We start from the raw sequence: 12,906 nt of genomic DNA, 5'->3' as shown, positions 1-12,906 counted from the left end.
ACCGCAGCCGTCCCAGCAACTCACCCGCGGTCCGGGCCGCCCGGGCAGCCTCTATGCTGGCAGCAGCAGCCGCCTTCGATCTTGTTGTCTTCACAAACACATGATCAACGGGCGGCTGCGTCCATGTCGGACGCCGCCCCCACCACATCCCAGCAGGTCAGACTGCTAATGGCGGCTGCCGTACTAGGGGCGGGCCGGTTCCCCGGCCCGCCCGACGATCAGCGGATCTCGGTGGTGTCCTCGGGCCGCGACTGCCCGCGCGGTGGCGCTGACCAGGGCGACTCGCCGCCCACCCGGCGCGGCAGCGGCTCGGTCGGCGTCGGGTCGGCCGGGTAACCCAGGGTGAGCGGAGCGGTGTCCCGCTCAGCAGGCTCGGCGGGCGGCCAGTCGGTCAGGGTGAAGTTGTCGCCGCGGGGGCCGTCCGAGGGCGCCGGGACCGGCGTCTCAGCGGGAACGGCTACCGGCTGCGGCCACCGCCGCCAGCGCTGCCCGCTGAACGTCGCCATCAGCAGCAGCATGCCGAGCAGGAAGAGCGTGCCGTTCTCCACCGGCAGCCGCAGCGGCAGCGGGTCACCCAACACCTTCCATCCCTGCGGGACCGCGTCGCGCACCTCGAACGGCGCGACGAACATCCCGACATACGGGGTGACCAGCAGCAGCCCGGCGACCAGTGGACCCAGCGGCGAGAAGCGCAGCGTGCCGAGCAGACCCAGCAGAACACCGCCAACACCGAGGTAGACGGCCGGCTCGATCAGGTTGGCGGTGTTGAACGTGCCGATCTCCACCCAGCGGTCGACCGTCCGGCTCGACCCGTCCTGCCCCAGTGTGACCAGCAACCAGGTGATGGGCGCCACCACCAGCCCGGCGAGGAAGCTCCAGAGATGTCGCATCCGCGCACCGTACCGTTTCCGGCATGACCGAGCACCTCTCCGCCGCTCCGACCGGCAAGCCGACGTCGTACTCCCGCGTCACCCTCAGCAAGATCATGACCGCCGCCGACGTGAACCTCTACGGCACCGTGCACGGCGGGGTCCTGATGAAGTTCGTCGACGACGTGGCGGGCGCGGCGGCGGCCCGCCACAGCGGAGGTACGGCGGTCACCGCGGCGATCGACGAGATCGTCTTCTCCGAGGCGGTCCGGGTCGGTGACCTGGTGCACGCGCACGCACAGGTGAACTGGACCGGGCAGACCTCGATGGAGGTGGGCGTACGGGTGGTTGCCGAGCGGTGGGACTCGGCCGAGGACGCGCCGGTGCGGGTGGCCACCGCGTACCTGGTCTTCGTCGGCGTGGACGTCGGCGGCGCGCCACGGGTCGTCCGCCCGGTGCTGCCGGAGACGCCGGAGGACGAGCGCCGGTACCGGGAGGCGGAGATCCGCCGCGAGCACCGGCTGGCCCGCCGCCGCGCCATCCAGGCCCACCGCGCCGGCTGAACCACATGGGTTGGCCGGGTGGAGTGTGGGCCGGGCACGCGTCGGTCGGTGCACCCGGTGCGCAGAATGGCGCTTCGAGGTAGGGCAAGATGGCGCCACGGCCCATTCACAGTGTCGTGCCGGGCCAGGGGAGGGTGGACCAGTGGGTGACATGCTGTGGGCGCCGCCGGCGGACGTACTGGAGCGGTCCCGGATCGGCGACTACCTGCGCTGGCTGCGCGAGCACCGCGGGCTGGACTTCGCGGACTACGACGCGCTGTGGCACTGGTCGGTCACCGACCTGGACGGGTTCTGGCGCTCGATCTGGGACCACTTCGAGGTGATCGCGCACACCCCGCCGACCGCCACCCTCGCCGAGCGGGGCATGCCCGGGGCCCGCTGGTTCCCCGGCGCCACGCTCAACTACGCCGAGAACGTGCTGCGGATGCCGGGTCGCGCCGCCGACGACCCGGTGGTGATCGCGCACGGTCAGACCCGGGCACCGGTCACTCTGACCGCCGCCGAACTGCGTGCGCAGGTCCGCCGGGTGTCGGCCGGGCTGCGCCGGCTCGGCGTCACCGCCGGGGACCGGGTCGCGGCGTACGCCCCGAACATTCCCGAGACGTACGTGCTGCTGCTCGCCACGGCCAGCCTGGGGGCGATCTTCTCGTCCTGCGCGCCGGAGTTCGGCACCCGCAGTGTCACCGACCGGTGGCAGCAGATCGAGCCGACCGTGCTGGTCGCCGTGGACGGCTACCGGTACGGCGACAAGCCGGTGGACCGCCGGGCCGAGGTCGCCGCGATCCGGGCCGCCCTGCCGTCGCTGCGGCACACCGTCAGCATCGCCTACCTCGACCCCGGGGCCGCGCCGGAGGGCGTACTCGACTGGGCCGAGCTGGCCGCGCCGACCGACGAGCCGTTGACGTTCACGCCGGTGCCGTTCGACCACCCGCTGTACGTGCTGTACTCCTCGGGCACCACCGGGCTGCCCAAGCCGATCGTGCACGGCCACGGCGGCATCCTGCTGGAGCACCTGAAGATGCTCGCCCTGCACCACGACCTGGGCCCGTCCGACCGGTTCTTCTGGTTCACCACCACCGGCTGGATGATGTGGAACTTCCTGGTGTCCGGCCCGGCGGTCGGCGCGGCCATCGTGCTCTTCGACGGCAACCCGGGCCACCCTGACCTGGGTGGGTTGTGGCGCCTGGCGGCGGAGACCGGGACGACGTACTTCGGCACCTCGGCGCCGTACCTGCTGGCCTGCCGCAAGGCCGGGCTGGTGCCCCGGGACATCGCCGACCTGTCCGCGCTGCGCGGTGTCGGTTCCACCGGCGCGCCGCTGCCCGCCGAGGGCTTCCGATGGGTGTACGAGACCGTCAGCGACCGCGTGCAGCTCCAGTCGCTCTCCGGCGGCACCGACGTGTGCACCGGTTTCGTCGGTGGGGTGCCGCTGCTGCCCGTGTACGCCGGTGAGATCGCCTGTCGGGCGTTGGGCGCGAAGGTGGAGGCCCGGTCCGCCGACGGCACGCCGGTCATCGGCGAGCTGGGCGAGCTGGTGATCACCGAGCCGATGCCGAGCATGCCGGTGGGCTTCTGGAACGACCCGGACGGCAGGCGCTACCGCGAGGCCTACTTCGACGTCTATCCGGGCGTCTGGCGGCACGGCGACTGGATCACCATCAACTCCCGGGGCGGTTGCGTGATCACCGGGCGCTCCGACGCCACCCTCAACCGGGGCGGGGTGCGGCTGGGCACCGCGGAGTTCTACTCGGTGGTCGAGGGGCTGGACGAGGTCGTCGACTCGGTGGTCGTGCACCTGGAGGACGACGAGGGCGGCGCCGGCGAGCTGTTGCTCTTCGTGGTGCTGGCCGACGGCCTGGAGCTGGACGACCCGCTGCGCGCGAAGATCTGCCGGGAGTTGCGGACCGCGCTGTCGCCCCGGCACGTACCCGACGAGATCCACCAGGTTCGTGCGGTGCCGCGCACCCTGTCGGCGAAGAAGCTGGAGGTCCCGGTCAAGAAGATCCTGACCGGCGTCCCGGTCGATCGGGCCGCCGCCAAGGGTGCCCTGGCCAACCCCGAGTCCCTGGCGTCCTTCGCCGCCTTCGCCCAACGCCGGACCACCGACAACACGCCCGCCTGACAGATCCTGCCGGCGGCCCACTCGCCCACTCGCTCGCTCGCGGGCCCAGGCTCCGCGAGGTCCCGGCCAGGTGCCGCCACCACCCTCTGCTCTGCTTCAACGGGCGCAACAGGTTGGGCCCGTTGGTGGTGCGTCCCCTGAAGCAGTGCAAAGGGCGCGGACACACCCACCGGCCTCGACGGCGCCGGACGCCCAACCGGGCGCCGGAGTGGGGCTACGGGAGGGTGTGGGTGACTTTTTCCGTGGCCTGGCGGCTGGCCAGGCGGTTCTGGTCGAGGTTCGCGCAGAGGACGACGGTGGCGGCCCGGGTGAGCGGGGCCAGCAGCCAATCCACCGGATCGGGGTAGCGGTCGGCGTCGACGAGCACACGAGCGCCGGGCTCGATGCCCAGCTCCGCGGCGCGAGCCTCCGCGCGGGCCAGCAGGTGCGCGTCGGCGGGACCGGGCCCGGCCTGCGGGGTGAAGTGGTCGCCGTGCCGGCGTACCTCGACCACGTAGTCGGCGAACCCGGGCGGCACCTGGCGTAGCGGAGCGGCGAGCGGGGCCAGCCCCAGGGCGTACCGCTCGTCGGCCGACCAGGACTGCGCCTCGTCGAACCGGTCGACGGCGGCGAACAGCACCTCCACCTCGCCCGGCGTGTCGGTGACGCTCAACGTGGCCGACCAACACCCCAGCAGCACCGCCGCGGTCTGCCAGTGCGGCGGCAGCAGCACGCCGGCCGGTGTGCCCGGCGCGAGGCCGACCTCGTCGACGAGGAGATTGGCGGTCTTCGCCACCCAGTTCGCCAGCGTGGCCCCGGACAGTTCGGTGCGGTCGCCGCTGGCGTCGTCGTACCAGGTCAGCAGCGGTCGGGTCGGGTCACTCGCGATCGCGTCGGCGAAAACCCGGGCAATGTTGTCGGCCATCGGCGCGAACGATACGCCCCTGTGGGCCGTACTCGAAGACGATGACAAGTCGGCGTACGGTCGGGTCGCAGTCAGCGTCGGCCCCGTACTCCGGCGTAGGCTTTACCCCCGGAGTGTTGTTCCCCACAGACCCGCCAGTGCAAGGAGTCGCCCCGTGACCGCCGGTCGCCCGCCCCGCGTGCTCATCGACGCCACGAGTGTCCCCGCCGACCGTGGTGGTGTCGGTCGATACGTCGACGGTCTGCTCGGTGCCCTCGGCAAGGTGTGCGGGTCGGGGGTGGAGTTGGCCGTGGTCAGCCTCCGCACCGACCTGGAGCGGTACACCCGGATGCTGCCCGGCGCGGAGATCATCCCGGCGCCGGCCGCCGTGGCGCACCGTCCGGCGCGGCTCGCCTGGGAGCAGACCGGCCTGCCGCTGCTCGCCCAGCAGGTGGGCGCGCACGTGCTGCACTCGCCCTTCTACACCTGCCCGCTGCGGGCCGGTTGCCCGGTTACGGTCACCGTGCACGACGCGACGTTCTTCACCGAGCCGGAGCACTACGACAAGTCGCGCCGGACGTTCTTCCGCAGTGCCATCAAGACCTCGCTGCGTCGAGCGGACCGGGTGATCGTGCCCAGCAAGGCCACCCGGGACGAGCTGATCCGGCTGCTCGACGCCGACCCGACCCGCATCGACGTGGCCTACCACGGTGTCGACCACTCCGCCTTCCACGCGCCCAGCGAGGAGGAGAAGGCCCGGGTTCGCGCCCGGCTGGGGCTGGGCAACAGCAGCTACGTCGCCTTCCTCGGTGCCAAGGAGCCCCGCAAGAACGTCCCCAACCTGATCCGTGGTTGGGCCCGCGCGGTGGCCGACCGGGCCGACCCGCCGGCACTGGTGATCGCCGGTGGCCAGGGGCACGACGACGACATCGACCGGGCGGTGGCCGAGGTCCCGTCGCACCTGCGCCTGCTGCGCCCCGGCTACCTGCGCTACGCCGACCTGCCCGGCTTCCTCGGTGGCGCGCTGGTCGCCGCCTACCCGTCGTATGGGGAGGGGTTCGGCCTGCCGATCCTCGAGGCGATGGCATGTGCCGCCCCGGTACTCACCACGCCCCGGCTGTCGCTGCCCGAGGTGGGCGGCGACGCGGTGGCGTACACCTCGGAGGACGCGGAGCAGATCGGCACCGACCTGGCGGCCCTGCTGGACGACGAGCAGCGCCGGTTGTCGCTGGCGAAGGCCGGTTTCGACCGGGCCAAGGAGTTCACCTGGGAGTCCAGCGCGGAGGTGCACATCGCCGCGTGGAGCCGCGCCCGGTCGTGACCGTCGGGGGCTCCGGGGGCGACCCGACCACCGGGCGGAACTCTGTCGGGCATGATGTGCGGATGCTCTATGCGGTCATCCCGGCAGGTGGCAGCGGCACGAGGTTGTGGCCGTTGTCCCGCGCCGGCCACCCCAAGTTCCTCCACCCGCTGACCGGCACCAACGCCTCGCTGCTCCAGGCGACGGTGGCCCGGCTCGCGCCGTTGACCACCGTCGAGCGGACCCTTGTGGTCACCGGCGCCGCGCACGTCGCGGCAGTGGCCCGGCAGCTGACCGGTCTGCCCGAGGAGAACATCCTCGTCGAGCCGTCCCCCCGGGACTCCTGCGCGGCGATCGCGCTGGCCGCGGCGGTGATCGCGCTGCGGGAGCCGGAGGCGGTGATGGGTAGCTTCGCCGCCGACCACCTGATCGGTGACCCGGAGAGCTGGGTGCGCACGGTTCGGGAAGCCGCCCGCGGCGCCGAGCGGGGCATGTTGATGACGGTCGGGATCACCCCGACCCGACCGGAGACCGGCTACGGCTACCTGGAGACCGGCGAGGAGACCGACGGCACGCCGTGGCGGCCGGTGGCCGAGTTCAAGGAGAAGCCGGCCGCCGAGGTCGCCGAGGCGTACGTCCGTTCCGGACGACACCTGTGGAACGCGAGCATGTTCGTGTGGCGGGTGGACGTGTTCCTCGCCGAACTGGCCCGGCAGCAGCCGGCCCTGCACGCCGGTGTCACCGCCATCGCCGCCGCGTGGGGCACCCCCGAGCAGGACGAGGTGCTCGGGGCGATCTGGCCGACCCTGCCGAAGATCTCCGTCGACTACGCGGTCATGGAGGGCGCTGCCACCGCGGGTCGGGTGGCCACCGTGCCGGGCGATTTCGGCTGGAACGACGTCGGAGACTTCCACACCCTCGGCGACGTCCTGCCGGCCGACGAGGCGGGCAACGTGGTGCTGGGCACCGATGCCAAGCCGGGTGTGCTGCTGCGGGACAGCGCCAACCTGGTGGTCGTGCCGCAGTCCGGCCGGTTGGTGGCGGTGCTCGGTCTGCGGGACCTGATCGTGGTGGACACTCCGGACGCGGTGCTGGTCTGCCCCCGTGACCGGGCCCAGGACGTCAAGGCCCTGGTCGACGACCTCAAGGAGCGAGGCGAAGAGGGCTACGTCTGAGGGCCGCGAGGGCCGGCGCGACGAGTTGCGCGGTCCCGCTGGCCAGCGGCTCGGGCAGCGCGTCCGGCGGGAACCACCCCAGCGCCTCGGCCTCGTCGCTGACCTGTTCCACCGCGCCGGGCGGCGTGAGTACGGCGAACCGGACGTCGAAGTGCAGGGAGCCGCCCTGGCAGGCCACCGTGTGCACGTCCACGTCGATCGGCACCGGGTCGATGCGCAGGCCGTCGATCCCAGATTCCTCGGTGGCCTCCCGTAGGGCCGCGCCGACCAGGGTGTCGTCGGTCGGCTCGCAGTGGCCGCCGAGCTGCACCCACATGCCGAACTTGCCGTGCAGGCAGAGCAGCACCCGCGAGCCGGTCGAGTCCAGGATCAGCGTGCTGGCGGTGAGATGACCGGGACGGTGCTGCCGGCTCATCGCGACCGGACCGGCGGCGAGCAGTCCCAGGGTCCTGCCGCGTGCTGCGGCGGCGTCCAGGCTGGTGGGCTGCCAGTCGCCGAGCAGCGCGGTCGCGTCGGCGTGCAGCGCGGCGTACGTCTCGGGGTCGGTCGGGTGGGCGGGGGGTCCGGTGAGCACGGTGTCGGGCACCTCGCCACTGTACGAGCGTGTGCTCCGTACCCTGGCGCGGTGACCCTGCGACTCGTTGAATTCGTGGTGGCCGGTAACGAGGCCAGCGACCTGCTGCCGGTGCGTTCGGCCGAGCTGCTGCGCGCGTACGGCGCCCGGCGGGGCTTCTGGACGGTGCTGGACGAGGGGCCGGTGGAGCGTTGCCTGGCCCTGCTGCTGGAGTTGGACGACGGCGAGTGGACGGCACGGCACGTCCTGGCCGACGCCGGATTGGAGAACGGCCGCACCGAGGATGGCGAGGCGCTCGCCCACCACGACGGCTGGGTGTACGTCTTCGGCTCCCACTTCGGGTCCAAGGCCGGCCCGCTGCGCCCCCGACGTGCCTTCGTGGCCCGGTTCCGGGAGGCCGACGCGGCGTCCGGGGTGCTGCCGGTGCAGGTGGTGCGCAACCGGTTCCGGCTGCACCGGGCGGTCAACGACGCCCTCGCCGCGGCGCCGCTGAGTCTGCTGCCGCCGGGGGAGCGGGTGCGGGACCGGTTCATCGTGGAGACCCTGGCCCGGGGGACCGCCCGGGCGAAGAGCTGGGTGAGCCGGCTGGCACCGGACGACCTGCCCTTGAACGTGGAGGCGGCGGCCTTCACCCCGGCGGGGACGGCGCTGCTCGGGCTGCGCTACCCGGTCAGCGGGGCCGGTGAGCCGATCGTGGTGGAGGTGGCCGACGTGCCGGGCATGTTCGCGGCGGAGCCGGCGTGGCCTCGGGCGCTGCGAGCGTACGCGGTGGCCGGGGTGACCCCGCCGGGCGTGTTGACCGGGTTCCGGGCGATCACACCGACCGTCGACGGCGGGTACGACGCCGTGATCGGGTCGATCGACGCGTTGGGCAAGGGTTCGGTGCTGCTCGACGACCACCCGGGCGGGGGTGACGTCCGGTCGCGGCACGTCCGGTTCCGGCTGCCTGCGGTCGAGTCGGGCGGCGCGGTGCCGGACACGTACCGGCTCGACGGGGAGGTGGTGGCGGACCTGGCGCCGTTCCACCACGTCGAGGGGCTGGCCACGCTGGACGGGCGGTTCTTCTACGTCACGGACGAGGACCACCGGGTCGCGCTGTGGGTGGGCTGAGCGGGGCGACGATGCGGCGGCGGGATGATCGGACGGCACCTCTGCGGAGCAAGGGCCGCAGACCCTCGTGGTGCCGCCCGATCACGGGTCCTCCCCGGTCCCGGTGCCCAGGCGCCGGATGCGTCCATGACGTACCGGCACCGTGCTCGGGCACTGGAAGCATGCCGAACCGGCACGGGAGACGTCGAGCTTTTTCAGCCCAGGCTTAAAGATGGAGATAACTGCCGGCCGGGTAGAGTCGAACGGTCACTCGGCATCCCCCTGCCGGCGACACGGGAGCGCCCCATGCTGAAAATCCACTTTTCTGGCGAGGACATCCTCCGGACCCGGGTGGCCCCGGCGGCGGACCCGGTCTGGGAGCTGGTCCTCAGCCTGCACGCGTTGCAGAGCCGCAACCGCGACCCACTGACGTCGACGTGGCGACGCACGGTGAGCCGGGAGCTGCGCCAGGATGCTGCCTCCGAGCAGCTCAGACTGCTCTTCGCGCTGAACCCGCCGCGTGGCTACTTTCCCGACTTCCTCACCCCGTACGCCAGCGTCGACGGCCTCGAGGCCGGACTGGACGCGATCCACAGCACGCCCGTCGGGCTGCTGCAACGTGACCTGGGCGTGCTGGCCGCCGAGACGCCGCTGCCGGCGTCGGCCGCCGCGCTGGCCCGGGGTGACGTGGCGGCGCTGTACCACCTCACCGAGTCGATGGAGCAGTACCGGTCGCTGGCGATCAGCCCGTACTGGAACCGGATCCAGGCGGCGGTGGCGGCGGACCGGAACCGCCGCGCCCGGGCGCTGCTCGACGGCGGGGTGGAGGGGTTGCTGACCAGCCTCCGGCCGGCGATGCGCTGGGAGGGTGGGGTCCTCGAGGTTCGCGCCTACCCGCACAGCCGGGAGCTGCACCTGGACGGCCGGGGACTGTTGCTGGTGCCGTCGTTCTTTTGCGCGGCCACCCCGGTCGCCCTGCTCGATCCGGCGCTACCGCCGGTGCTCGTCTATCCGGTGGACCGGCTGGGCGGGTTGGCCCCGACCGACCGCGTCGGGACGGCCGCGCCGGGTGCCGGCCGGGACTCGCTCGCCGCGCTGCTCGGGCGCACCCGGGCGGCGGTGTTGCAGGCCAGCGACGACGGCTGCACCACCGGGGAGGTGGCCCGTCGGCTCAACATCTCACCGGCGGCGGCGAGTCAGCACGCCACCGTGCTGCGCAACGCCGGTCTGCTCGTCAGTCACCGCGAACGCAACACGGTGCTGCACACGTTGACCCCGCTCGGCCGGGCCATGCTCGACGCCTGACCCCGGTCAGCCCTGCCGCGAGGCCGGGCCGCCGCGACGCCGGGCCGCCGCGACGCCGGGCCGCCGCGACGCCGGGCCGCCGCGACGCCGCGTCCGGCCGCGACGCCGGGCCGGCCCGGCCCGGCGGTCACAGGGCGAGCGCGGCGCTCGCCGTGCTGCCGGAGGGCGGGGGGAGCAGGGTCGACCCGATGCCCTCGGCGGCCAGGGCGACGCGCAGGCGGTGCAGGTCGGCGCCGAAGCGGACCAGGTCCATCGGGTCCACCGGGGCCGGCGGTGCGCCGAGCACCAGGGCGGTGGCGCTGTCCGGCCAGCCGGGAACGTCGGCGATCAGGCCGGCGCGTACCTCCGATTCGTCGACCAGGGTGAAGACCGTGCCGGGCGCGACCACGCCGGCAACCGCCTCGATCGCCCGTCGCGTGGCCGCCGGATCGGCCGGCGTCGGGCCGGGACCGTCGGTCAACGTGACGGCGTCGGTCAGGCCGGCCGACCGGGCCTCGGCGGTGCCGAGCGAGAACAGGTCCTGCGCGGCGTCGCGGACCAGCACCCGCGCGCCACCGCCGGCGTCCGGGCCGGTGGCGGACAGGTATCCGCGGACCACCGCGACCGGGACCTGGTCACACTTGCCCTTGATCAGCTCACCGGCGCCGGCCAGCTCGTCCACCACGGCCATCTGGGTCAGTTGCAGCTCGTTACCGTACGGGTCGACCTCGCCCCGGTGGTCGCGGATGGCCGGCATCCCCGCCACCCCGAGCGCCACGTCGGTGAGCCCGTTGCGCCAGGGCCGACCCATGGTGTCGGTGATGATCACGGCGACGTCCAGGCCGTAGTGCTCCCGCAGCGCGGCGCGCAGCGCGCGGGCCGACGCGTCCGGGTCCACCGGGAGCAACACCAGCCGCGTCTTGTCCACGTTCGACGCGTCGATGCCGGCGGAGGCCATCACGAAGCCGTGATGCGTCTGCACGATCCGGGTCGGCCCCCGGCTGGCGACGACCCGCGCCGTCTCGGCGGCCAGCACCTCGTCCCGGGCGGCGAGGCGCTCGGGACCGTCCGCCGGAACGTCGACCAGCCGCCCCTCCGCCTTCGACACGATCTTGCTGGTGACCACCAGCACATCACCGTCGTGCAGCCAGGGCGCGGCGGTCGCGATCAACGCCGCCAGGTCGTCCCCCTCGGTCACGTGGCCGATGCCCAGCACCGGCAGGATCTCCAGCCTCACGTCAACTCCACCGCGGCGCGGACCATCGCCGCCGTCGCCGCCTCGTCGGTCATCCGCAACGGCACCGCGCGGACCGTCACCTCCGGCACCACCGTGCCCGCGTCCTCCTCGGCCACCAGCCATCCGTCCAGCAGGCCACCGGCCGGCCGGCCGCCGTAGAGCCGGCCCACCCCCGCCGCGCTGCACTCGACACCGAGCACGGCCAGGCAACGGTCGGCCATCCCCCGGACGGGCGCGCCACCGATGATCGGCGAGACACCCACCACCGGCGCGGGCGCGTCGGCCACCGCCTCGCGCAGGCCCGGAACGGCCAGCACCGGCGCGACGCTCACCACCGGGTTGCTCGGTGCGATCAGCACCAGATCGGCCGTACCGATGGCGTCCAGCACCCCCGGCGCCGGCTTGGCCGTCTCCGCGCCGACGAAGACGAAACGGTGGGTCAGGATGTCGGCCCGGTACCGCACCCACCACTCCTGGAAGTGGATCGCCCGCTGGCCCTGGTCGTCCTCGACCACCGCGTGGGTCTCCAGGCGGTCGTCGGTGGCCGGCAGCAGGCGTACGCCCGGCTCCCAGCGGGTCGACAGCGCCTCGGTGACCGCGCTGAGTGGGTAACCGGCGTTGAGCATGGTGCTGCGGACCAGGTGGGTGGCGATGTCCTTGTCGCCGAGGCCGAACCAGGTCGGCTCCGCCCCGTACGCGGCCAGCTCCGTCTTGACCGTCCAGCTCTCCCCGACCCGGCCCCAGCCCCGCTCGGGGTCGGCGCCGCCGCCGAGGGTGTACATGACGCTGTCCAGGTCGGGACAGATCTTCAACCCGTGCAGCCACAGGTCGTCGCCGACGTTGACGACGGCGGTCACCTCGGCGCCGACCTCGCGGGCGTACGCCCGGACGCCGAGCAGGAACCGGGCGCCGCCGATGCCGCCGGCCAGAACCACGATGCGCATGTCGACCATCCTCGCGCACGTGACGCCTCCGGTCCGCCGGTGGCCGGGGAGACTAGGCTCACGTGCGCCCTGTCCGTCCACGCCCCGAGGGGGAGCTCGTGACCAGCCCCGCCGAGCCCGCGTCCACCGATGCGACGCAGGCCCGTCAGCTGACCAAGCCACTACGCGAACTGGGCGCGCTCGCCCTGCTCGGCGCCAACGCCGTGTTCCTCTTCGTGGGCCTGCTCCGGCTGATCGCTCCGAACGACTACAGCGACTTCACCGACCGCGCGGGCGGTGCCTTCTTCGCGTTCATCGGGGTGGAGGCGGTGGTCCTGCCACTGCTGGCCGTGCTGTTGGCCACCCACGTCTCGCCGGTGCTGCCGAAGGCCAAGCTGATCACGCAGGTGGCGCTCGGCGAGTACGCGGTCAGCGCCCTGTTCGGCACGCTGACCATGCTGATCTGGACGGTGGGCCGGCTGGCCAAGGCCGAGGTGCTCGACGCGCTGCTCGGCGTCCTCACCCGCTTCGCCTGGCTGGTGATCTTCGCGGTCGCCGCCTGGGTGGTCTACACCGTCTGGCGCGCCCTCTACTACGTGCCGAGGCCGAAGCCGCAGCCGGGCGTCTACGGTCAGCCCCAGCCGGGCTGGCCGCAGCAGGGTGGTTGGCCGGGTCAGCCCGGTGGCCAGCCGCAGGGCGGGTGGCCCGCTCCCGGCCAGCCGGGCGGATACCCGCAGGCCGGCCAGCCGGGCGGCTACCCGCCGGGGCAGTTCGCCGGCCAGTACGGCCAGCCGTCGCCGACGTTCCCGCAGTCGGCGCCGCCGCACCCCCAGTCCGCGCCGCCGTTCCCGGCCGCTCCGCAGTCGGCGCCGCCGGTGAATCCCGCC

12 protein-coding genes are annotated in these 12,906 nt (G+C 73.2%); 7 read left to right on the top strand and 5 right to left on the bottom strand.

The window, feature by feature from the left end; all coding sequences use genetic code 11:
* Positions 1–218: 218 nt before the first annotated feature.
* Positions 219–890, bottom strand: a complete 672-nt coding sequence (locus F8271_RS25080) for a hypothetical protein (RefSeq protein WP_151492287.1) — start codon at positions 888–890, stop codon at positions 219–221.
* Positions 891–913: 23 nt separating this feature from the next.
* On the opposite strand from F8271_RS25080, the gene F8271_RS25075 reads away from it, so the two are divergent.
* Together F8271_RS25075 and F8271_RS25070 are read left to right on the top strand one after the other, a co-directional pair.
* Positions 914–1,432 (top strand): acyl-CoA thioesterase, encoded by a 519-nt coding sequence (locus F8271_RS25075; RefSeq protein WP_151492286.1) that lies wholly within the window; start codon positions 914–916, stop codon positions 1,430–1,432.
* A 142-nt stretch (positions 1,433–1,574) separates the two neighbouring features.
* Entirely contained in the window at positions 1,575–3,554 is a 1,980-nt protein-coding gene (locus tag F8271_RS25070) for an acetoacetate--CoA ligase (protein ID WP_151492285.1), read from the top strand.
* Between the two features lie 214 nt (positions 3,555–3,768).
* Here F8271_RS25070 and F8271_RS25065 read toward each other — a convergent pair whose 3' ends face one another.
* Positions 3,769–4,458: a TIGR03089 family protein gene (locus tag F8271_RS25065; RefSeq protein ID WP_151492284.1), complete on the bottom strand. Its 690-nt coding sequence runs from the start codon at positions 4,456–4,458 to the stop codon at positions 3,769–3,771.
* Between the two features lie 154 nt (positions 4,459–4,612).
* Here F8271_RS25065 and F8271_RS25060 point away from each other — a divergent pair, with 154 nt between their 5' ends.
* Both F8271_RS25060 and F8271_RS25055 read left to right on the top strand, forming a co-directional pair.
* A complete protein-coding gene (locus tag F8271_RS25060; RefSeq protein WP_151492283.1) occupies positions 4,613–5,758 on the top strand; it encodes a glycosyltransferase family 1 protein in 1,146 nt (381 codons plus the stop codon).
* Between the two features lie 62 nt (positions 5,759–5,820).
* Entirely contained in the window at positions 5,821–6,912 is a 1,092-nt protein-coding gene (locus tag F8271_RS25055; RefSeq protein ID WP_151492282.1) for a mannose-1-phosphate guanylyltransferase, read from the top strand.
* On the opposite strand, the gene F8271_RS25050 is transcribed toward F8271_RS25055, so the two are convergent.
* Positions 6,881–7,498: an NUDIX hydrolase gene (locus tag F8271_RS25050; protein ID WP_151492281.1), complete on the bottom strand. Its 618-nt coding sequence runs from the start codon at positions 7,496–7,498 to the stop codon at positions 6,881–6,883. The genes F8271_RS25055 and F8271_RS25050 overlap by 32 nt on opposite strands.
* Before the next feature lie 39 nt (positions 7,499–7,537).
* Here F8271_RS25050 and F8271_RS25045 point away from each other — a divergent pair, with 39 nt between their 5' ends.
* Together F8271_RS25045 and F8271_RS25040 are read left to right on the top strand one after the other, a co-directional pair.
* The gene (locus tag F8271_RS25045) at positions 7,538–8,596 is read left to right on the top strand and encodes a DUF4185 domain-containing protein (RefSeq protein WP_151492280.1); all 1,059 of its coding nucleotides are present in this window, start codon (positions 7,538–7,540) and stop codon (positions 8,594–8,596) included.
* Between the two features lie 285 nt (positions 8,597–8,881).
* Positions 8,882–9,880, top strand: coding sequence for a winged helix-turn-helix domain-containing protein (locus F8271_RS25040; RefSeq protein ID WP_151492279.1), 999 nt, complete (start codon positions 8,882–8,884; stop codon positions 9,878–9,880).
* Positions 9,881–10,007: 127 nt separating this feature from the next.
* Here the strand turns inward: F8271_RS25040 and F8271_RS25035 are convergent, their stop codons facing one another.
* Both F8271_RS25035 and cofD read right to left on the bottom strand, forming a co-directional pair.
* Positions 10,008–11,096 (bottom strand): coenzyme F420-0:L-glutamate ligase, encoded by a 1,089-nt coding sequence (locus tag F8271_RS25035; RefSeq protein ID WP_151492278.1) that lies wholly within the window; start codon positions 11,094–11,096, stop codon positions 10,008–10,010.
* Complete coding sequence (gene cofD, locus F8271_RS25030) at positions 11,093–12,040, bottom strand: 2-phospho-L-lactate transferase (protein ID WP_151492277.1); 948 nt, start codon at positions 12,038–12,040, stop codon at positions 11,093–11,095. The genes F8271_RS25035 and cofD overlap by 4 nt, the downstream gene beginning before the upstream one ends.
* 98 nt (positions 12,041–12,138) lie before the next feature.
* Here cofD and F8271_RS25025 point away from each other — a divergent pair.
* Positions 12,139–12,906, top strand: a 768-nt coding sequence (locus F8271_RS25025; protein WP_151492276.1) for a hypothetical protein, incomplete at its 3' end; no start/stop codon positions are given.

It is taken from the genome of Micromonospora sp. ALFpr18c (assembly GCF_008868155.1).
Lineage (GTDB): Bacteria > Actinomycetota > Actinomycetes > Mycobacteriales > Micromonosporaceae > Micromonospora.
Note: the sequence above shows the minus strand (reverse complement) of the source record. Positions and strands in the feature narration are given on the sequence as shown.